The organism is Sphingopyxis sp. LC81, from assembly GCF_000756375.1.
Taxonomy (GTDB): domain Bacteria; phylum Pseudomonadota; class Alphaproteobacteria; order Sphingomonadales; family Sphingomonadaceae; genus Sphingopyxis.
In genome coordinates, this window is record NZ_JNFD01000011.1 from 85599 (window position 1) to 106739 (window position 21141).

Here is a 21141-nt window from a genome sequence, read left to right on the forward strand (position 1 = left end):
TGCGGCCCGGGAATCACGCGTTGTCGGCAACGCCGGCGTTCAGCCCTTGTCGGCGATCCCGCCGATGAGAATGAAGCGGCGGTCGCAATAGCCGCAGTCGGCGAAGCCCTCGTCGGTGTCGATTTCGAGCCATACGCGCGGGTGGCCGAGCGCCGCATCGGCGAGGCCGTCGCCGGTGCCGTCGCAGGCGATGCGGGTCTTGGGCGTGCGGATGGTTTCGGGTGCGGGCTGGGTCATCGAGGGCGCCCATAGCAAGCGGGACGGGCGCCCGCAATCGGGTCTGCGCAATTGCGGGGGCATTGACGGCACCGGTGCAGGCATCCTTTCGGGTGCAAGTGGTCCCCCGGTGCCGTCTTCCCCCCACGGAAGGTCTAAAGATAGTTCAATGTGATCGTGAACGTGCCGCTGTAATCGCCGGGTGCCTGATTGGCGCCGACCTCGAGCGTGGCGCCGACCGGGAAATTATAGTTTCCCAGCGCTGACGTGATGCGGAAGCGCGTCGGCGTCGTCGACAGGATCGCGGTCGGCGTGCTGCCGATCTCAAACGTGCGGGCGCGCATCCGCACCCCTGGTCCCGTGAGCCAGATCGTGTTCGATCCGAGCGAGATATTGACCTGGCGATTTTGAGTGCCGAGCCCTGCGAAGCGCGCGGGCTCGCCGCCATTTCCGGCGAGCGTGACGCCGCCGGTGCGGGAGCGCGATCCGTCGGGCTCGATCGTCACCGTCCCCGCGGTCGCCGACGGGATGATGTCGCCGAAATCGAGGTCGTTGACCTTGAAGAAGGAAAGCGGGCGAAGCACGATGGCTTTGGCTTCGCCTTGCGCGCCCGCCTGCGCCAGCGCCGGCGATGCGGCGGCGGGCGCGATCAGGAGCGCGAAGATGGCTAGGCCGCGCTGCATAGACAGCGGGCAAAAGATGTGACTGGTCCCCACAGCCGCCGTCCTAGCGGCGAGTTTCCAATTTAGCGTTAACGTGATGCTGATGAAAAATTAGCGGGCTTTCGCAGCCCGAAGTGCGCGGCTATGGAGGCGCCATGAGTGAAGCCGCCATCCGCATCGACGCCGTCTCCAAACTCTATGCCGGCGGCAAGCAGGCGCTCGACAATGTCAGTTTCGACGTGCCGCGCGGGGAGATTTTCGGTCTTTTGGGACCGAACGGCGCGGGCAAGTCGACGCTGATCAACATCCTTGCGGGGCTGGTCAACAAGACGAGCGGGCATGCGAGCATCTGGGGCTTCGACATCGACGCCGACCCGCGCAACGCTAAATATTCGATCGGCATCGTGCCGCAGGAGATCGTTTTCGATCCCTTTTTCACGCCGTACGAGACGCTTGAGAATCAGGCCGGCCTTTATGGTGTGCCGAAGGACAAACGGATTTCGGACGAACTGCTCGCCGCGGTGCATCTGTCGGACAAGCGCGATGCCTATGCGCGGACGCTGTCGGGGGGCATGAAGCGCCGGCTGCTCGTCGCCAAGGCGATGGTGCATTCGCCGCCGATCATCGTGCTCGACGAGCCGACCGCGGGGGTCGATATCGAGCTGCGCCAGCAGCTTTGGGACTATGTCCAGCGGCTCAACGACCGCGGCGTCACCGTCGTGCTGACGACGCATTATCTCGAAGAGGCCGAAGAGCTCTGCGACCGGATCGCGATCATCAACCACGGCAAGCTGATCGCGAACAAGCCGACGCGTGAATTGGTCGACATGGCGCGCGAGAAGATCGTCGTCGTGACGCTCGACGCCGATATCGGCGCCTTGCCGGCGCACCCGGCGTTCGAGAAGGTCGAGCGCGAGGGTGAGCGCGGGCTCGCGATCCATTATAACAAGGACCGCATGAACGCGGGCGAGGTGCTCGCCGCGGTCAATGCGATGGGGCATGGCATCGTCGACGTCTCGACGCGCGAGGCCGATCTGGAAGATGTGTTCCTGAATCTGACGCGCAGCGCCGCCTGAGCGTCAGCGCCGCGTCAGGCGCGCGGCGACCCCGAAGTGATCCGACGGATATTCGCCGTCCACCGGCGTGTTGCCGATGACGCGCGCGCCGGAGACCGCGAACGCGGCCGCGTCGGCGAAGATATGGTCGATCACGCGGGGCTTGTGACCGCGCGCGGGATTGAGCGTCGTTTCGGCCGCGCCTTGCGGCAACGCCGAGACGAAGCGCGGCGGCCCCATCGCAGCGAGGCCGGGATCGTCGAGGGGCGCGTTGAAATCGCCCATCACGACGAGCGGGGTGCCGTCGGTCGGTAGCCAGGCGAGCAGATCGGCAAGCTGTTCCGCGCGCACCGCCGCGGCTTCGGGCTGCCACGCGAGATGCGTCGCGACGATGTCGACCGGCCCGCTTGCGGTCCGGACGCGCACGCGGATCGCGGTGCGATAATCCGACAGCGGCGCAAGCTTGCGGCGCGCGACCTCGATCACTGGCAGGCGCGTCAGGATCGCGTTGCCATAGCGTTTGGGCGAGCCCTCGGGCTCAGGCGCGACGAAGTGGACTGCGGCGTAGCTGAGGTCGCGGGCGATCGTGTCCGCCTGATTCGGCAGGCCCTTTTTCGAATCCTCGAGCACTTCCTGCAACGCGATGACGTCGGCGTCCGCTTCGCGCAGCGCCGCCGCCAGCAACGCGCGCCGCGCCGGCCAATGGCCGCCCGCGTCGTGCCAGATATTAAAGGTTGCGACACCGAGGTCGCCGGGAGGATTTGCCCCGACGCGATGCGCGCAGGCCGCAAGCGGCAGTGTCGCCATTGCGGTCAGCAGCGCGCGCCGGTTAAGTTCCGCTTTGAGCATGTCGACAAATTCCCTTGGCCGGCGTCTTCGATCCCCCTGTCATGCGGCGCCTCGCTGTGCAACAGAGGCGCCATGAGTGAATACGACGTCATCATCGTGGGTTCGGGTGCCGCAGGGCTGACCGCCGCCATCGCGCTTGCAGACCATTGCCGCGTGCTCGTGCTCGCGAAGGGCGAACTCACCGGCGGCTCGACCGCATGGGCGCAGGGCGGGATCGCGGCGGTGCTCGACGCGGGGGACACGTTCGAAAATCATATCGAGGACACGATGATCGCGGGCGGCGGCCTCAACCGGCGCGAGACGGTCGAGTTCGTCGTCGAGAATGCGCCGCACGCGATAGAGCGGCTGGTCGAGATGGGGGTGCCGTTCAACAAGGATGCCGAGGCGCTGCACCTGACGCGCGAGGGCGGCCATTCGCACCGCCGCATCGTCCATGTCGACGACGCGACCGGCTGGGCGGTGCAGGCGGCGCTGCTCAAGACCGCCGAGGCGCATCCGAACATCACCTTGCTGCCGGGGCAAGCGTGCATCGACCTGATCACCGGGCGGCACGAGGAACGCTATTCGGGTTCGGGGCGCGTGTGGGGCGTCTATGCGCTCGACGAAAAGACGGGGAAGGTCCGCGCGCATGTCGGCCGCGCGACGATCCTCGCGAGCGGCGGGGCGGGGCGTGTGTACCAGTTCTCGACCGCTCCCAGAGGCGCGACCGGCGACGGCATCGCGATGGCGTGGCGCGCGGGCGCGCGCGTCTCGAACATGGAGATGATGCAGTTCCACCCGACCTGCCTCTATAACCTCGACGTCAAGAATTTCCTGATCACCGAGGCGGTGCGCGGCGAGGGCGGCATCTTGAAGCACCCCGTCACCGGCCACCGCTATATGCCCGACTATGACGCACGCGCCGAACTGGCGCCGCGCGATGTCGTCGCGCGCGCGAACGACGACCAGATCAAGCGCTCGGGGCTCGATTATGTCCACCTCGACATCAGCCATCAGGACCCCGATTTCGTCGCGGGGCATTTCCCGAACATCTACGAGAAGCTGCTGACGCTCGGCATCGACATGACGAAACAGCCGATCCCGGTGGTGCCCGCGCAGCATTATACGTGCGGCGGGGTGCTGATCGACCTCGACGGGCGCACCGACCTGCCCGGGCTTTATGCGGCGGGCGAGTGCACCGAGAGCGGGCTGCACGGCGCGAACCGCCTCGCTTCGAACAGCTTGCTCGAGTGTTTCGTGTTCGGCGAGGCGGCGGCGAAGCATATCATCGAGAGCTGGGACCAGCTCGACGCGCCGCCCGCGATCCGGCCGTGGGACGCCAGCCGCGTCACCGATTCGGACGAAGAGGTGGTGATCAAGCAGAACTGGACCGAGATCCGCCGCTTCATGTGGAATTATGTCGGCATCGTGCGAACGACGAAGCGGCTCGAACGCGCGCGGCACCGCATCGACATGATGACGCACGAGGTCGAGGATTATTACGGCCATTTCCGCGTCACGACCGACCTGATCGAGCTGCGCAACCTGCTGCAATGCGCCGAGCTGATCGTGCGCAGCGCGCTCCACCGCAAGGAAAGCCGCGGATTGCACTATACACTCGATTACCCCGACTTGTTGCCGCAAGCGGTCGATACGGTGCTGGTGCCGTGATCGGTGGCTAGAGGGTCGCGGACGAAGCTTCCGCCGCCCTATCTACGGCGGGTGTGGATGCGGGACCCTGCCGCGGACGCGGACAAGCCCGCGGTCGATCGCGATCAATATCCCTTCAATATCCCGCTGTTCGGTGACCCGGGATTCGAAATCCGGTTCGAGAGCCCCGTCACGATCTTGGTGGGCGAAAATGGATCGGGAAAATCGACCTTGCTCGAAGCGATCGCGGTGCTGGCCGGGTTCAGCGAGGGCGGGGGCGGCTATGGTCATATGGCCGTCGAGCGGTCGGATATTTCGGGCAGCGATGGCGGCCTATTGGCCGATACCCTGCGTGCCGCGTGGCTCCCCAAGATAGGCAAAGGCTTCTTTTTCCGCGCCGAGACCTTCTTCACCCTGGCGCGCTACGTCGATCAGGCCGCCTATGACGTCGGCGCGGGGCGGCCCGATTATCTGTCCTGGTCGCACGGCGAAGGGTTTCTAGGTTTTTTCGAAGAGCGGGCCGATCAGCAGGGCATCTATATTTTCGACGAACCCGAATCGGCGCTGTCGCCGTCGCGCCAGTTCGAATTCCTCAAGCTGCTTCGCCGCATCCAGCGCGCCAACAACAGCCAGGTCATCATGGCGACGCATTCGCCGATCCTGATGGCGCTGCCCGACGCGGATCTGTGGCAGATCAGCCCGCTCGGGATCGAGCCGGTCCAGCTCGAAGACACGGCGCATTACCGGCTCTATCGCGAGTTCATGCTCTATCCGCACGAGACGGTCGAGGCGATGATCGAATAGGCGTCAGCCGCCGACGCCGAGCAGCCGTCCGACAAAAATCAGCACGATCGCGCCGATGACCGAGGCGAGGCAGCCCGCGCGGCTGAAGTCGCCGCGGCCGCGCGATGTCGCGAGGCCGGCGAGGAGCGAGCCGCCGATGCCGAGCAGGATCGTGGCGAGCCACCCCATCTCGACCGCGCCGGGATAAAAGAAGCGCGCGAGCGCGCCGATGACGAGGCCCGAGATGATAGCGCCGATGATGTTGATCATGCATTGTATCCTTCGTTGAGAAATCGCTCGGCGAGCGCGGCGTGGAGCGCGGCGCCGCGCGCCATCACGCTCTCGTCGAGCACCATATGGTTGCTGTGGAGCCCGCAGCATTGGCGCCAGTCGCTGCCCGCCTCGCTCGCGCCGAGCCAGAACATCGCGCCGGGGACTTTTTCGAGGACGTAGGAGAAATCCTCGGCGCCCATCACCGGATTGTCCATCGTCAGCCAGGCTTGTTCGCCAAAGGTCTCTTCGACGACCGACTGGCCAAAGCTCACCGCTCGGCTGTCGCAGATGGTGACGGGGAAGCCCTCCTCGATCGTCACCTCGGCGGTGCAGCCATGCGCCTCGGCGATCGCGGGGGCGAGGCGCTTCAATTCGCGCGCGACCATCGCGCGGCGCTCGGGCGACAGCGTGCGGATCGTGCCGAGCATCTCGGCGGTCTCGGGGATGATATTGTTCGTCGTGCCCGCGGCGATCTTCGCGATGGTGACGACCGCGGGGTCGAAAACCGAAATACGGCGCGTCACCATCGTCTGGATCGCGGTGACGATCGCGCAGGCAACGGGGATCGGGTCGATGCTGTCGTGCGGCATCGAGGCATGCCCGCCCGCGCCCTTGACGGTGATCGAGAGGACATCGGACGAAGCGAGCAGCGGCCCCGCGCGCCCCGCGAAGATCCCGTGCGGCGCGTTCGGCATGATATGGAGCGCGAAGGCGGCGTCGGGCAGCGGGTCGATAATCCCGTCATCGAGCATGAAGCGCGCGCCATGATGCCCCTCCTCGCCCGGCTGGAACATGAACATCACGGTGCCGGGCAGGCGGTCGCGTGCGGCGCAGAGAAGCTTCGCCGCGCCGACGAGCATCGCGACATGCGTATCATGCCCGCACGCATGCATCGCGCCGGCGATCTCGGAGGTGAAATCGAGACCGGTGTCTTCAAGCAGCGGCAGTGCGTCCATGTCGCCGCGCAGCAGCACGGTGCGCCCGTTCGCGGGCCCGCGCAGGATCGCGATCAGGCCCGTGGTCGAAGGCCCCTCGCGAAATTCGAGCGGCAGCCCGGCGAGTGCGTCCTTGATCTTCGCGAGCGTTTTCGGGTTCTGCAGCCCGAGTTCGGGTTCGCGGTGGATCGCGCGGCGGAGGTCGACGAGGTCGGGGAGGAGGGTTTCGGCCTCGGCGGGCCAGCTTCGGGCGATCTCGTTCACTTCTTTCCTCCAAATAACTGCCGCCCAGCAAGGTCGAGCATGATCTCCTCGCTGCCGCCGCCGATGGCGTTGACGCGGACTTCGCGGTAGATGCGTTCGACCTTGCTGCCGGTGATATAGGACGCGCCGCCGAGGACCTGTGCGGCCTCGCGTGCAACGCTTTCCAGCATGCGCGTCGCCTGCACCTTCAGCATCGCGAAGTCCGCGGGGCGGTCCTTGCCGTTTTTGACCTGCCAGGCGCAGAGGTCGACCCATGCCTGTGTTGCCTCGATCTGGCGTTCCATGTCGGCGAGCTTGATGCGGATCGACTGGTGGCCGACGAGCGGCTTGCCGAAGGTCTCGCGGTTCTGCGCCCATTCGGCGGCTTCGGCCATAGCGACGCGGGCATAGGCGCAGCAGCCCATCGCCATGCCGAGCCGCTCGCTGTTGAAATTGCGCATGATGCCGATGAAGCCGCCATTCTCAGGACCGATCAGATCTTCGGCGGGGACGCGGACGCCGTCGAAATGGATCGCGGCGGTGTCGCTGCAGCGCCAGCCCATCTTGTCGAGCCTTGTGCGTTCGACGCCGGGGCTGCCCATGTCGATCAGCAGCAGGGAGATGCCCGCGGCGCCCGGCCCGCCGGTGCGCACCGCGCAGGTCAGCCAGTCGGCGCGCATGCCGCTGGTGATGAACATCTTGCCGCCGTTGACGATATAGGAGTCGCCGTCGCGGACCGCTGTGGTCTTGAGGTTCGCGACGTCGCTGCCGCCGCCCGCCTCGGTGATGCCGAGCGCGATGATCTTTTCGCCCGCGAGCACGGGCGGCGCGACGCGCTGCTTCAACTCTTCCGAACCCAAGGCGAGGATTGGGGGCAGGCCGATGCCGTGCGTCATCAGCGAGGCGCCGAGGCCGCCGGCGCCGACCGCGGCGAGCTCCTCGGTCAGTACGAGCCCATGGAAATTGTCGAAGCCTTCGCTGTGCCCGCCATATTGCTCGGGATAGCGCAGGCCGAGGATGCCCGCCTCCGCAGCTTTCTTGTGGAGTTCGCGCGGCAGCTCGCCCTCGGCCTCCCAGCGATCGATGTGCGGCGCGATCTCGCGCGCGACGAAGCGGCGGACGCTCTGCGCCAGCGCTTCGTGGGTTTCGTCATAATAGGGCGATCTTGCACGCCAGTCGTCGAAGGCTGTCATGGCGCGATGCTGCGCGGCGTTGACGTTCCCGTCAAGTCGGGCTTGCGCTGTGGCAACAAGCACTTAAGGTCGCGCGCCATGAACAAATCGCACCTGCTCGCCGGCCTCGCCGCTCTCGCCCTCATTTCCACCCCCGCCATGGCGCAAAAGTCGCCCGAAGCGACCGCCGAAGCCGCGCTCAAAAAGGCGCCGGTGTTCGACGGGCATAATGACGTGCCGTGGGCGCTGCGGCTGCGCGAGGGCAATGTCATCAACGGCTTCGATTTCCAGGACACGACCGACACCGCCAAGCCCGACGCGACCCCGCCCGAGATCGCGATGCACACCGACCTGATGCGGCTGCGCAAGGGCCATGTCGGCGCGCAATTCTGGTCGGTCTATGTGCCGAGCAACCCGAACGAGCAGCTGGCGGTGCAGCAGACGATCGAGCAGATCGACGTGATGAAGCGCTTGGCCCAGCGCTACCCGAGCGACCTTGCGCTCGCGTCGACCACGGCCGAGCTCGAAAAGGCGATGAAGGCGGGCAAGATCGCCGGGATGCTCGGCATGGAGGGCGGCCATTCGATCGGCTCGTCGCTTGCAGTGCTGCGCCAGATGTACGACCTTGGCGCGCGTTACATGACGCTGACGCATTCGAAGAATTTGAGCTGGGCCGACGCCGCGACCGACGCGCCTGCACACGACGGGCTGACCGATTTCGGCCGCCAGGTCGTCCGCGAAATGAACCGCATCGGGATGATCGTCGATCTGAGCCACGTGAGCGAAGCGACGATGAAGGATGCGCTCGAAACCGCGAAGGCGCCGGTGATGTTCAGCCATTCGGGCGTCCGCGCGATCAATCCGCATCCGCGCAACGTTCCCGACAGCGTGCTGCCCGCGGTGAAGGCGAATGGCGGGATCGTGATGATCGTGCTGCTGCCGGGCTTCCTCGATGCCGACGTCCGCGCGCAGGGGCTTGCGCGCACCGCCGAGCAGGCGCGGCTGAAGGCGATGTATCCGGGCGATCCGGCGGCGGAGAAGGCGGCGCTGAAAGCGTGGGACGCGGCGAACCCGGCGCGGACAACCAGTATCGCGAAGGTCGCCGAGCATATCGATCATCTCAAAAAGACGATCGGGGTCGATCATATCGGGCTCGGCGGCGATTATGACGGGATGGATTCGGCGCCGGTCGGCATGGAGGATGTCTCGGGCTATCCGGCGCTGTTCACCGAGCTGGCGAAGCGCGGCTATTCGCAAGCCGATCTCGAGAAGATCGCGAGTGGCAACATGCTGCGCGTGCTGAAGGCGGTCGAAGCCTATGCGGCGAGCCAGAAGGGCCAGCCGCCGATCGAGACGCCGGTCGCGAAATAAGGGGCTAGGGGCGGCGGCGAAACGGCCAGTCGGTCGCGCCGCCCGCCCACAGCGCCCACCAGATGATCAGCGGCTGCGCGGCGAGGCGCGGGCCGTGATACCACCAGCCCAGCGTCTCGCCGCCGATCGCGACATTGGCGAGCGCGTGGTGAAAATTGGCGGGCCAGACAAAGAGCGCATAGAGCGCGAGGCCCCAGCCGGCGGCCTTACGCGTCGCAGGGATCAGTAACCCGATCGCCCCCGCGATTTCGGCAACGCCGGTCGCCGCGACGACCAGCTCGGGCTGCGGCACCCACGGCGGGGTGATCGCGAGGAAGGGCGCGGGCCGCGTCAGATGCGCCCAGCCCGCATAGCCATAGGCGAGCGCGAGCAGCCAGCGCAGCGCTGTGCGGACCGGCGCGTTCAACGCCCGAGCGCGGTGAGCATCGCCTCGATGCTGGTGAATTTCTCGCGCGGGCGGCCGTCGAGCGCGGCCGCGACTTCGGCCTCCTCGATCCGGCGCCAGTCGCGGAAGGTGACGGGGGTGACATCGCGGCTGGCGAGCAGCGCATCGAGCCCGGGGCGTCCCGCCTTGCCCGCACCGCGGCCGATATCCTCGAGCACCATTTCGCCGATGCGCGCGCCGTCGGGCTTGTTGGTGCCGATCGTTCCCGACGGGCCGCGCCGCGCCCATCCGACGGCGTAGAGACCCGGCAGGATGCGCCCCTCGTCGCTCGCGAAACGGCCGCGCCCGTGCTCATAAGGCACGCCGGGGATCGGCGGGGTCTGGTAGCCGATGCAGCTGATCACCAGCCCGGCATCGAGCGCATAGGTCTCGCCCGTGCCGTGGCTGGTGAGGTCGGCGTCGAGCGTCGTGCGCTCGACGATCACGCGCTGGACGCGGCCGTCCCCCTCGAGCGCGACGGGCATGGCGAAGAAATCGAAGTCGATCGTCACCGGTTTCGCGACCGGATTGGCGGTGAAGCTGCGCAGATGCGTCACCGATTTGCGCATGCCGGGTTCGAGCAGCGCATCGTCGCCCTCGGGCGGCAGGTCGGCGGGGTCGACGCGCGGGCTGGCGCGTTCGAGATGGCCGAGTTCGCCGAGTTCCTTCGGCGTCATCGCGATCTGGTGCGGGCCGCGGCGGCCGAGGATCTGGATGTGGCGCACCGCGCTTCCGGCCAGCGCATCGCGGGCGTGCGCGACAATGTCGCTGCCGGCGAACTCGCCCGGCGTCTTGGCGAGGATGCGCGCGACGTCGAGCGCGACATTGCCGTTGCCGATCACTACGACCCCCGGGGCGTCGAGCGGCGGGTTCAGGTCGGCGAAATCGGGATGGCCGTTGTACCAGCCAACGAAGGCGGCGCTGCCGATCACGCCACCCAAGTCGGCGCCGGGGATGTCGAGCGGACGGTCGTTGGGGGCGCCGGTCGCGAGGATGACGGCGTCGTAGAGGGCGACGAGCTCGTCGATCGTCACGTCGGTGCCGACCGAAACATGGCCGACGAAACGGACGTTATCGGTCAGCGCGGTGCCCTCGTAACGGCGCGATACCGCCTTGATCGACTGGTGGTCGGGCGCGACGCCGGTGCGGATCAGGCCATAGGGGACGGGCAGCCGGTCGATGACGTCGACCGCGATATCGTCCGCTTTCTGCAATGTTTCGGCTGTATAATAACCCGCAGGGCCCGACCCGACGATCGCGACATGACGCATCAACCCACTCCTTCGGGTGTCCGCGCGGGCGCGCGGCCCCTATCTTGTTATGCGGGCGATGCTAGCGGCGAAATGCGTCAGGGCAAGCGGACTTGTTCGGGTGGGCGAACCAGCCTTGACAGCGGGGCCGTGCAGTCATATTTGGCCCGCCTCTGCTGCCCTGTCGTCTAATGGTAAGACTGCGGTTTCTGATACCGCCTATCGAGGTTCGAATCCTCGCGGGGCATCCAGAGCTTCCTTCAAATCCCGATCGTTGAAGCGTCCGGCAAGTGCCAGGCGGCCTGATTGCGCGCCCGATAAGCCCCGGCTTGTCCGCCGATAGATTTTCTTCGCCGCAAAAAGCGGTCTGCCCCGTTGACGAATCTAAAATCAATCGATTAAGTTGACATTGTCATTCGGGACTGGTCGAGACGAATGACGGGCTCTCCCCCTCGACCCGCGGCTTTTGACCGGGAAGCAGCTTGCTCCGCGTTACCAACGGCTAAAGCGCGTGATGCTCGGGCGACATCGCCAGGCATTGCGTTCCCCCAGAAGGGGTATTGCGATGCGTATGTGTAACAGCATCAACTAGATCATCGCCGCGCGTTTGTGCGGGGTAGCGGACCGACCGCGCCCTTCTCGCTCAGCGGCCTTCCATCATCTCCAGCCGCGACTCCTCACGCGAGACGTTGCGGCCTGACGTCCGGCACCCGAGCGCCGGCGTGGGGAAAAATCATGCCTTTGCTGACCCAATCCGACCTGTCGGATCTGGCTCGCTATCCTGCGTCCCTGCGCAGCGCCGCCCGCGCGCTGTGGGGAGCGGAGCTGGCGGCGTCCCGATCCGGCGCGGCGCACCGCGCCACCATTCATCACATCAAAAAGGGGGCGGGATCACCGCCCGGGGACCCAATATAATGAACCGTTTCTCTCCCGATCATCGTTTGAAGTTTCTGCTCGGTGCGGCGCTGTTGCTGCCCGCCGCACCGGCCTTTGCCGCCGAAACCACCGCCGAGACCGGCGCCGCCGCCGACGCCGCGGTCGACGAAGAAGCCGCCGGCGCGGCGGTCGCAGCCGCCTCCGCCGCCTCGTACGACGGCGCCGAGATCATCGTGTCGGCGCGCCGCCGCGACGAAAGCGCGCAGGATGTGCCGATCGCGCTGTCGGTCGTCGGCGCGTCGCAGCTCGAGCAGACGGGCAATTATACGCTGACGCAGATTCAGCAGATCGTGCCCAGCCTGCAGGTGTTCAGCTTCAACCCGCGCAACACCAACATCAATATCCGGGGGCTCGGCAGCAATGTCGCGCTGACCAACGACGGGTTAGAGAACGGCGTCGGTTTCTATGTCGACAATGTCTATTTCGGCCGCGTCGGCCAGTCGCAGTTCGATCTGGTCGACCTGCAGCAGATCGAGGTGCTGCGCGGGCCGCAGGGGACGCTGTTCGGCAAGAACACGACCTCGGGCGCGATCAACATCAGCTCGCGCAAACCGAGCTTCGACCCCGAATTTTCGGGCGAGGCGACCGTCGGCGACTATGGTTATTACCAGCTGCGCGGATCGGCGTCGGGGGCGCTGGTCGACGATCTGCTCGCGGTGCGCGTCAGCGGCTCGGTGACAGAGCGGCGCGGCTTCCTTTACAACGACACGCAGAATGAGCGCGCGCAGGATTATTCGAACTGGAGCGTGCGCGGGCAGTTGCTGTTCACCCCGACCGCCGACCTCGAAGTCCGCATCATCGGCGACTTTGCGCGGCAGAAGCAGAACCACGTCCTCAACATCTTCGCCGATTATTTCGGCGCCTATGAGAATGGTGCGGCGATCCCGAACAGCTTCGCCGAGCGTGCGGCGCGGTTCCCGGGTTACAGCTTCCCGGCGATCGATCCTTTCGCGCGGCGCGGCGAGGCGAACAGCCATTATCAGTCGAACATGGACGGCTATGGCGTGTCGGGGCAGGTCGACTGGAACGTCGGCGCGGCGAAACTGACCTCGATCACCGCCTATCGCTGGTGGGACTGGAACCCCGCCAACGATGGCGATTCGACCTCGCTTCCGGTGATCGTCAAGGCGCAGCAGGCGAACCGTCAGCGCCAGTTCAGCCAGGAAATCCGGCTGGCGTCGGACAGTGACGGGCCGATCAACTATGTCGTCGGTGCCTATTATTTCTGGCAGGTGATCCGCGGCAAGGGCGCGAGCGCCTATGGCTCCGCCGCCGCGCTGTGGAACCGCCCCGCGACCTCGCCGATCCCGCTCGCCGCGTGGGAAGCCGCGCTCAATGGGTTCGAGGCCAACTCGACCTCGGATCCGCGCACCAAAAGCTATGCGCTGTTCGGCCAGCTCGACTGGAAATTCACCGACCGGCTGACGCTGACCGCGGGGCTGCGCTACACGCACGAAAAGAAGAGCGGATCGTTCAACCAATTCCATGTCGCGGGGACGAACCTGTCGACCCTGCCTGCGGGATTGGCGGCACAGGCGGCGGCACTCCGCGCGCAGTTCAATCCGGTCACCAGTTACTCGACGGGGTTCAAGGACAATAGCGTATCGGGGCTCGCGACGCTGTCGTGGCAATTCTCGGACGATGCGCTCGCCTATGCGACCTATTCGCGCGGGAACAAGTCGGGCGGGCTCAACCTCACCAACTTGCCCGCGGGGATCGATCCCGACGTCGCACCCGAAAAGGTCGACAGCTACGAGCTCGGCATCAAGTCGCAATGGTTCGACAAGGCGGTGACGCTCAACGTCGCGGGCTATTGGACCGAAATCAGCGATTATCAGACCGCGATCACCGAGCAGGTGCCGAATACGGTCAACGTCCGCCAATATATCGCGAATATTCCGGGGGTGCGCTCGCGGGGTGTCGAAGGTGACCTGAGCTATGCGCCGAGCGACCGCGCGAGCTTCTATGCCTCGGTCGCTTATGCCGACACGACGTACAGCGATTACCGCACCGCGCCGCAGGCGCCCGAACGGCTCAACCAGGGGGGCATTCAGGACCTGACAGGCGAGCAGCTGCCCGGCGTGCCGAAATTCACTTACACGCTCGGCGGCGACGTGTCGGCGCCGCTCGGCAATCTCGGCGGGCGCGACCTGTCGATCTATGCGCATGCCGATTATTCGCATCGCTCGTCGTTCAACACTTCGTCGAGCGACAGCATCTATGCCGATGTGCCCGCCTATGGGATCGCGAACGCGCGCATCGGCTTCAAGACCGACGACGGATTGTTCGACCTGTCGCTCTGGGCGCGCAACCTGTTCGACAAGGATTATTTCCAGACCTTGTCGGCGCAGAACACTGGCATCGTCACCTCGCTGATCGGCGAACCGCGCACGATCGGCGCGACGCTGCGGACGAAGCTGTGATGGCGGCGTCCACCCCACTCGCGCGTGACCCACGCGCCTGTCCCATTCGACGACCGCCCGCAAAGGCTCTTGCCGGATACCCCCGCCGTCCAACCCCCAAAGGAGACTGACATGACGGACCTTCACAACAGCTATGCCAATGCGCGCGACAAGAATATCCCGCTCGAAATCACGCCGGTGACCGGCACGATCGGCGCCATCGTCCATGGTGTCGAGCTGTCGGGCGATCTGCCCGCGGCGGTGGTGCAGGCGATCCAGGCAGCGCTCGTGCGGCACAAGGTGCTTTTCTTTCGCGACCAGCAGCATCTGACCGATCAGGAGCATGAGGATTTTGCCGCGCTGCTCGGCGATCCGGTTGCGCATCCGACGGTGCCCGTCGCCGAAGGTTCGCGCTATCTGCTCGAGCTCGACAGCCAGGAAGGCTATGCCGCGTCGAGCTGGCACACCGACGTGACCTTCGTCGACGCCTATCCGAAGGCGTCGATCCTGCGCGCGCTGACGATCCCCGAAGCCGGCGGCGACACCCAGTGGGCGAATGGCGAGACCGCCTATGAGGGCTTGCCCGAAGTGCTGCGCCAGCTCGTCAACAATCTGTGGGCGACGCACACCAATCTCTATGACTATGCGTCGATCCTGCAATCGGCGCCCGACGGCGAAAGCGCGGCGAAGCGAATCAAGGAGCATCGGAACGTCTTCGCCTCGACGGTCTATGAGACCGAGCATCCGGTGGTGCGCGTCCATCCGGTGAGCGGCCAGCGCAGCCTGTTGCTCGGTCATTTCGTCAAGCAGTTCGTGGGGCTGAACGCGGCCGACAGCGCGCGGCTGTTCCAGACGCTGCAGGATCATATCACCAAGCCCGAAAATGTCGTGCGCTGGCGCTGGCGTGAAGGCGACGTGGCGATCTGGGACAATCAGTCGACCCAGCACCGTGCGACCGCCGACTTCGGCTTGCAGCGCCGGACGCTGCGCCGCGCGACGATTTCGGGCGAGGTTCCGGTCGGAATCGACGGGCGCCAGAGCCGCACTGTCCGCAAGGAAAAGGCGGTTCAATACGAACCCGCCTGACGAAATCGGCCGGCGCTTGTGGTTCTCCTCTCCCTTCCTGTGACTGCGCCGGCCCTGTCTGCGGCGCGCCCCGGTTCCATTCGCCCGGGCGCGCCGACCTTTTACCTTCGAAAGACCACCCGATGACCCATGGTTCGCGTTTCGCCCGCTTCCTCCTTGCCGCGCTGATCGGCGCCGCCGCGACGATCGGGTCCGCAGAAACGAAGGAGCGGCGGCCGAACCTGCTCGTCATCGTCGCCGACGACCTTGGCTATTCGGACCTTGGCGCGTTCGGGGGCGAGATCCGCACGCCCAACCTCGACAAGCTCGCGCTGAACGGCATCCGCCTCGCGGGTTTCCACACCGCGCCGACCTGTTCGCCGACGCGCTCGATGCTGCTTTCGGGCACCGACAATCATCGCGCCGGGCTCGGCACGATGGCCGAGATGATCCGCCCGAACCAGCAAGGCAAGCCGGGTTACGAGGGCTATTTGCGCAGCGACGTCGCGACGCTCGCCGAGCGGCTGGGCGCCAATGGCTATCGCACTTTGCTGTCGGGCAAATGGCACCTTGGCCTGACCCCCGAGCAGGATCCGCACGCGCGCGGGTTCGAGCGCAGCTTTGCGCTGCTCCAGGGCGGGCACAATCATTTCGGCACCGACGCCGACCCCGAAAAGGGCGGGCGGGCAACCTATACCGAACAGGGGAAGCGGCTGACGCGGCTCCCCGCCGATTTCTATTCGAGCGACACGTTCGCGACGCGGCTGATCGAATTTCTCGGCGAAAAGCCGGCCAACGGCAAGCCCGCGCGCCCCTTTTTCGGCTATCTCGCCTTCACCGCGCCGCACTGGCCGCTGCAAGCGCATCCCGAGGACATCGCACGTTACAAGGGACGCTATGACGAAGGGTTCGACGTGCTGCGCGAGCGGCGGTTGGCGCGGCAGCGCGAGCTGGGGATTCTCGCGCCCGACGTCGCGGCGCACACCCCGCGCAACCGTGACGGCAGCTGGGATTCGCTGACCGCCGGGCAGCAGCGGCTCGCGGCGCGCAATATGGAAATCTATGCCGCGATGGTCGACCGGCTCGACCAGAATGTCGGTCGCGTGATCGAAACGCTGCGCGCATCGGGCGAGCTCGACAACACGGTGATCGTCTTCCTCGCCGACAATGGCGCCGAGGCGCTCGACGTCGAGACCACGGGCGCGCAGATGCTCGCCGCGCCGCTCAAGGGCGCCGACAACAGCTTTGCCAATCGCGGCACGGCGGCGTCGTATCTCACTTATGGCGCGGGCTGGGCGCAGGCGGCGACCGCGCCGTCGTGGCTGACCAAGGGCTATCAAAGCGAGGGCGGAACGCGCGCGGTCGCGTTCATCAGCGGCGCGGGGATCGCGGCGCGCAAGGGCGCCGAGACGCAATATCTTTCGGTCGCCGACATCGCGCCGACCCTGCTTGACCTTGCGGGCGCCGATGCCAAGGCGACGCGTGTCGCGGGGCGCGAGGTCGTCCCGATCACAGGGCGGTCGTGGGCCGCCTGGCTCAAGAACGCCAATGCGCGCGTCTATGATGCGGGCGACGGCGTAGGCGCCGAACTGTTCGGATCGCGCGCCTATCGCCGCGGCGACTGGAAGCTCACCGATATCGGCGACGGCGTCTGGCGCCTGTTCGATATCGCACGCGACCCGGGCGAAACGCGCGACCTGTCGCTCGCCCATCCCGATCAAAAGGCCGAGCTCGCGGCGGCGTGGGATCGCTATGCGCAGGACGTTGGCGTGATCCTGCCCGACGCCATCCCTTATCGGCCATAGGTCGCGCATATCATGCGCTTCGGCGCGTTAGGGCTTGTCAATCATATCAGTTGAGTTACTTTCGCTGTTCCGGGAATATTTCCGAATCGAACGAGCGAAAGGACCGCTTATGGCCACGCAGCTGAACACCCCCGACCTGTTCGAGACCGCGCGATCGCTCGGCGTTTCGATCTCGCCGTCGACTCCGACGATCGGGGCGGAGATCGGCGGGCTCGATCTCGATCGCCCGCTGTCGTCCGAAGAGGGTGATCTGCTGCGCGCCGCATGGCTGCGCTTCAAGGTTATCTTCTTCCGCGATCAGGACATCAGCCACGAAAGCCATGTCCGACTCGGCCGCCTCTTCGGCGAACTCGAAGGGCATCCGGTGATCCCGTCGGTCGAGGGCTATCCCGAAATCCTCAAGATCGAAGGCGTCGAGGGCGTCCAGCTCACCGCCGAAACGCTTGGCGCTTTCCAGGCGTATAACAAATGGCACACCGACGTGACCTTCCGCGAGCGGCCGTCGATCGCGTCGATCCTGCGCGCGCGCCACCTGCCGCCGCTCGGCGGCGACACGATGTGGGCCGACACCGTCGCCGCTTACGCCGGGCTGCCGCAGCCGGTGAAGGACCGGATCGACGGACTCGAGGCCGAACATGACATCGTGCGCAGCTTCGGCGGCCGCGTCACCGAGGAAAAGCGCGCGCAACTCGCTCGCGACTTCCCGCCGGTGCGCCATCCCGTCGTGCGCTCGCATCCCGAAACGGGCGAGAAGATCCTCTACGTCAACTACACCTTCACCAGCCGTATCGTCGGCGTGAGCGAGGAAGACAGCGACAGCCTGCTTCGCTTGCTGTTCGACCGGATCAAGGTGCCCGAATATCAGGTGCGTTTCCGCTGGACCCCGAACGCGATCGGCATCTGGGACAACCGTTCGACCCAGCATTATGCCGTCGGCGATTATTGGCCCGAATATCGCGCGCTCGAACGCGTGACGGTGTCGGGCGATGTGGTAACCCGATGAGGATGATCGAAGCGCAGCTTCATTCGCCGCGTCCGCGTTTTCGCACCGCGACGCGCGTCGCGATCGTCGGGGCGGGGTTTTCGGGGACCTTGCTCGCGATCAACCTGCTCGAACAGCCCGATGTCGAGGTGCTGCTGATCGAGCGCGACCGGCACCGGATGGGCGCCGGGGTCGCGTATAGCAGCACCGAAACCACGCACCTGCTCAACGTCCGCGCGGGCAATATGAGCGCCTTTGCCGACCGGCCCGATCATTTCTGCGAATGGCTGGCGGCGCGCGGGCTCGGCTGCGAGGCGGCGTTCGTCACGCGCGCGACCTATGGCCGCTATTTACGCGAGACGCTGCGCGCGGCGATGGAGAAATATGGCCGGCGGCTGAAGCTCGTCGACGACGAGGTGCTCGATATCGAGGAGAAGCGCGGGCAGGTCACGCTCGGGCTCGTCAACGGCGGACTGATCGAAGCCGACCGCGCGGTGCTCGCGATCGGCAACCTGCCGCCGCACGATCCGCCCGCGATCGAGGGCGCGCACCTGCCGTCGCACCGCTATATCGGCGATCCGTGGGCGAGCGCGTTCGAGGAGGGTCTCGACAAACAGGCGCCGCTACTCGTCGTCGGCACCGGGCTGACAGCGGTCGACGTGATCCTGCGCCTCGTTTCGCACGGCCATGAAGGGCCGATCACCGCGCTCTCGCGCCGCGGACTGCGCCCGCATCGCCATATCGACGGCTTGCCGCGTCCGAAACCGGTGCTCGCGAAGCCCGCGCCCGACCTCTCCGAACTCGTACGCTGGGCCCGCGACGAGGCCAAGGACCGCGACTGGCGGCTCGTCGTCGATTCGATCCGCCCGATCACGCAGATGATGTGGTCGGCCGCCGACGCCGACAAACGCGCGCGCTTCCTGCGTCACTTGCGGCCCTTCTGGGACGTCCATCGCCACCGGCTCGCGCCCGAGGTTGCCGACCGGATCGACGCGCTGATCGCGTCGGGGCAGCTTCATTTTCGTGCGGGCAAGATCGCGCATGTCGCGGTCGAGCCCGACGCGCTTGCCGTTGCGTGGTTGCCGCGGGGCGAAACCGAACTGGTGATGACGCACGCGGCGCGGATGATCAACTGCACCGGGCCGCAGGGCGATCTGCTGCGCTCGTCGGACCCGCTGGTGAAACGCCTGCTCGGTGCGCGGCGGATCCGCCCCGATGCGCTCCGCCTCGGGCTCGATATCGACCGCGACGGGCATATCGTCGATGCGTCGGGGCGCTCGTCCGAGCATATCCTCGCGATCGGTCCGATGACGCGCGGCGACTTGTGGGAAGTCGTCGCGGTCCCCGATATCCGCAATCAGGTGAGCGCGCTCGCGCGCCGCCTCGTCAACGCGCACTGGACAGGCGGCGAGGGCCTTTAGGCCCCTCTCACCCCAAAAAATCTCCTCCCTTGCATCCACCGGCGCGCGTCGTGCCGTCCAGTCCATGATCGGCCGCTGCGCCGGTCCGGGCGGCGGCTTCGCGCGGCGGTTGATATGTGCTCCCCGGTGCAGATCATCTCGCCTTGCCGGAGGCCGCCGCCTGTGGTTTCACCATGCCGAAATGGCATGACGGGGAGATATGTTGATGGATATTCTGATTGCCGCCGCGGCCGCTGCCGCCACTGCGTCCACTCCAGCGGCGGTGCCCCCGGCCGTTACGACGATCACCGTACCCGCCGGAGAGTCGATCAGCGCCGAACAGGTCGCCGCCTATATCAGCCCGCGCGAAGTCGCTTCTTATGTGCCCGCCCCCCCGCCGACCACCGAGCTGGTCGCGGTCAGCGACGGCTTTTTCGACTTGATGGAAAATATCACAGTGGTCGCGCTGTTCATCGTCGGCTTTTTCCTGCTCGCGCGGCTGCTTCACGCCTGGATGCTGCATCGCTCGATCCGCCGCGCGCTCGAGGCCAAGTCGGATGCGGTGAGCCCGCTGATCGACAAGCTCAACAAGCCGTATGAACATCTCGGCGGGCAGAGCGACAAGGAAACGGCCAGTGGAGGCGACGACCGCAACGCGCTGGTGTTGCTCGCCATCGGTCTCGCGATGGCCGGTTTCGGGCTGATCCAGGGAAATGAGCAGCTGATCCGCACCTCGGCCGGTGCCGCGCTCTTCCCCATATTCGTCGGCATCGCGCTCCTTGTCCGCCGGCGCCTTGCGCGCGCCGCGGCTGCCGAGGAGCGCAACGCTGCGTGATAAGGGATGCGCCGATGAAGATTGGGCCCTCAACCAGCGTGTCGCCGGGGGAGATCGTGCCGCTTTCCAGCTTCTCGTGCTGCGGCACGAGGGGCGGTTGCGCGCCTTCCTGTCCCGCGCCGCCGGATGCGACGCCGACGATCTGGCGCAGGAAGCCTTTGTTCGCGCGTGGCAGCGCGCGGGCGAATATCGGGGGCAGGGGAGTTATGCGGCGTGGGTCATGGGGATCGGCTGGCGGCTGTTCCTCGACCAGCGGCGCACCGCGCAGCGGCGCGAGGGACTCCTGGGAGGAGAGGATGTCGCAAGCTCGGCCGATCCGCGCCCGGCAAGCGACGCCGCGATCGACGCCGACCGCTTGCTTGGCGCCTTGTCGCCGCAGGAGCGCGCTGCGCTCACCTTATGCTTCGGCCATGGCTGGTCGCATGGCGAGGCGGCCGCGATCATGGGATTGCCACTCGGCACGCTCAAATCGCTCGTCTTGCGCGGCCGGGCAAAGGCGCAGAAGATGATCGGCGAAGGAGCGGACGCATGACGGCGCCGGACGATCAGAACATCGACGCGATGCTGGCCGCGATGCTGGCGCCGCCCGCGCGGCCGGGAGACCGCGGCTTTGCGGTCGGGGTCGCGCGCGCGATCGATGCGCAGGCGGCCTATGCGCGCGCGCGTAGGCGCTTCTGGCGCAGCTTCGCGTTCGAGGCGCTGGCGATCGGCGCGTTGCTCGCGGCGCTGTGGCTCTTGTCGTCGGCGCCCTTGCTCGCGCCGCTTGCCGGAGCGACGCATTGGGGGCTTGCGCCGCCGCTGCTGCTTATCCTGCTGCTCTGGTTCGGGACGCAGCGCTGGCGGCAAGCCTAGCG

Annotated in this window: 20 protein-coding genes and 1 tRNA gene; 13 read left to right on the plus strand and 8 right to left on the minus strand. The window is 66.4% G+C overall.

Translation table 11 applies throughout. The features are described from left to right. Window positions 1-39: 39 nt before the first annotated feature. Together FG91_RS06575 and FG91_RS06580 are read right to left on the minus strand one after the other, a co-directional pair. Entirely contained in the window at window positions 40-237 is a 198-nt protein-coding gene (locus FG91_RS06575) for a zinc-finger domain-containing protein (protein ID WP_037513506.1), read from the minus strand. Window positions 238-371: 134 nt separating this feature from the next. Further along, entirely contained in the window at window positions 372-932 is a 561-nt protein-coding gene (locus tag FG91_RS06580; RefSeq protein WP_235211966.1) for a DUF4402 domain-containing protein, read from the minus strand. Window positions 933-1033: 101 nt separating this feature from the next. On the opposite strand from FG91_RS06580, the gene FG91_RS06585 reads away from it, so the two are divergent. After that, window positions 1034-1954: an ABC transporter ATP-binding protein gene (locus tag FG91_RS06585; RefSeq protein WP_037513509.1), complete on the plus strand. Its 921-nt coding sequence runs from the start codon at window positions 1034-1036 to the stop codon at window positions 1952-1954. Between the two features lie 3 nt (window positions 1955-1957). Here FG91_RS06585 and FG91_RS06590 read toward each other — a convergent pair whose 3' ends face one another. Then, entirely contained in the window at window positions 1958-2782 is an 825-nt protein-coding gene (locus tag FG91_RS06590) for an endonuclease/exonuclease/phosphatase family protein (RefSeq protein WP_037513511.1), read from the minus strand. Window positions 2783-2854: 72 nt separating this feature from the next. Between FG91_RS06590 and nadB the strand changes: the two genes are divergently transcribed. Beyond that, a complete protein-coding gene (gene nadB, locus FG91_RS06595) occupies window positions 2855-4432 on the plus strand; it encodes an L-aspartate oxidase (RefSeq protein WP_037513512.1) in 1578 nt (525 codons plus the stop codon). A gap of 57 nt (window positions 4433-4489) precedes the next feature. After that, window positions 4490-5215, plus strand: coding sequence for an AAA family ATPase (locus tag FG91_RS06600; RefSeq protein ID WP_052187364.1), 726 nt, complete (start codon window positions 4490-4492; stop codon window positions 5213-5215). 3 nt (window positions 5216-5218) lie between these two features. On the opposite strand, the gene FG91_RS06605 is transcribed toward FG91_RS06600, so the two are convergent. Genes FG91_RS06605 through FG91_RS06615 form a run of 3 tightly spaced genes read right to left on the minus strand, consistent with a single transcriptional unit; the run spans window position 5219 to window position 7838 of the window. Beyond that, on the minus strand, window positions 5219-5464 hold the full coding sequence (locus FG91_RS06605) for a GlsB/YeaQ/YmgE family stress response membrane protein (RefSeq protein WP_037513515.1): 246 nt from the start codon (window positions 5462-5464) through the stop codon (window positions 5219-5221). Continuing rightward, window positions 5461-6657: an amidohydrolase gene (locus FG91_RS06610; RefSeq protein ID WP_037513702.1), complete on the minus strand. Its 1197-nt coding sequence runs from the start codon at window positions 6655-6657 to the stop codon at window positions 5461-5463. Before FG91_RS06610 ends, FG91_RS06605 begins: the two co-directional genes overlap by 4 nt. A 5-nt stretch (window positions 6658-6662) precedes the next feature. Next, complete coding sequence (locus tag FG91_RS06615; protein WP_037513516.1) at window positions 6663-7838, minus strand: acyl-CoA dehydrogenase family protein; 1176 nt, start codon at window positions 7836-7838, stop codon at window positions 6663-6665. Window positions 7839-7916: 78 nt separating this feature from the next. On the opposite strand from FG91_RS06615, the gene FG91_RS06620 reads away from it, so the two are divergent. After that, window positions 7917-9188, plus strand: a complete 1272-nt coding sequence (locus tag FG91_RS06620; protein WP_037513703.1) for a dipeptidase — start codon at window positions 7917-7919, stop codon at window positions 9186-9188. A 4-nt stretch (window positions 9189-9192) separates the two neighbouring features. Here the strand turns inward: FG91_RS06620 and FG91_RS06625 are convergent, their stop codons facing one another. Together FG91_RS06625 and FG91_RS06630 are read right to left on the minus strand one after the other, a co-directional pair. Further along, entirely contained in the window at window positions 9193-9594 is a 402-nt protein-coding gene (locus FG91_RS06625) for a DoxX family protein (RefSeq protein ID WP_152568022.1), read from the minus strand. Then, complete coding sequence (locus FG91_RS06630) at window positions 9591-10883, minus strand: FAD-dependent oxidoreductase (protein WP_037513517.1); 1293 nt, start codon at window positions 10881-10883, stop codon at window positions 9591-9593. Before FG91_RS06630 ends, FG91_RS06625 begins: the two co-directional genes overlap by 4 nt. Window positions 10884-11039: 156 nt before the next feature. Between FG91_RS06630 and FG91_RS06635 the strand changes: the two genes are divergently transcribed. The 9 genes from FG91_RS06635 (at window position 11040) to FG91_RS06675 (ending at window position 21139) form a co-directional block, all read left to right on the plus strand. Next, window positions 11040-11113 (plus strand) — tRNA-Gln (locus tag FG91_RS06635). A 663-nt stretch (window positions 11114-11776) separates the two neighbouring features. Continuing rightward, window positions 11777-14221 (plus strand): TonB-dependent receptor, encoded by a 2445-nt coding sequence (locus FG91_RS06640; protein WP_037513518.1) that lies wholly within the window; start codon window positions 11777-11779, stop codon window positions 14219-14221. 111 nt (window positions 14222-14332) lie between these two features. After that, window positions 14333-15286 (plus strand): TauD/TfdA dioxygenase family protein, encoded by a 954-nt coding sequence (locus tag FG91_RS06645; protein WP_037513519.1) that lies wholly within the window; start codon window positions 14333-14335, stop codon window positions 15284-15286. A 122-nt stretch (window positions 15287-15408) separates the two neighbouring features. Continuing rightward, a complete protein-coding gene (locus FG91_RS06650) occupies window positions 15409-17070 on the plus strand; it encodes an arylsulfatase (RefSeq protein WP_037513520.1) in 1662 nt (553 codons plus the stop codon). Between the two features lie 109 nt (window positions 17071-17179). After that, window positions 17180-18073: a TauD/TfdA dioxygenase family protein gene (locus FG91_RS06655; RefSeq protein ID WP_052187365.1), complete on the plus strand. Its 894-nt coding sequence runs from the start codon at window positions 17180-17182 to the stop codon at window positions 18071-18073. Further along, the gene (locus FG91_RS06660) at window positions 18070-19473 is read left to right on the plus strand and encodes an FAD/NAD(P)-binding protein (RefSeq protein ID WP_235211967.1); all 1404 of its coding nucleotides are present in this window, start codon (window positions 18070-18072) and stop codon (window positions 19471-19473) included. The genes FG91_RS06655 and FG91_RS06660 overlap by 4 nt, the downstream gene beginning before the upstream one ends. A 205-nt stretch (window positions 19474-19678) precedes the next feature. Beyond that, a complete protein-coding gene (locus FG91_RS06665) occupies window positions 19679-20287 on the plus strand; it encodes a hypothetical protein (protein WP_152568023.1) in 609 nt (202 codons plus the stop codon). Further along, window positions 20193-20819: an RNA polymerase sigma factor gene (locus FG91_RS06670; RefSeq protein WP_081940457.1), complete on the plus strand. Its 627-nt coding sequence runs from the start codon at window positions 20193-20195 to the stop codon at window positions 20817-20819. Before FG91_RS06665 ends, FG91_RS06670 begins: the two co-directional genes overlap by 95 nt. Next, entirely contained in the window at window positions 20816-21139 is a 324-nt protein-coding gene (locus FG91_RS06675; protein WP_037513523.1) for a hypothetical protein, read from the plus strand. Before FG91_RS06670 ends, FG91_RS06675 begins: the two co-directional genes overlap by 4 nt. Window positions 21140-21141 lie beyond the last annotated feature (2 nt).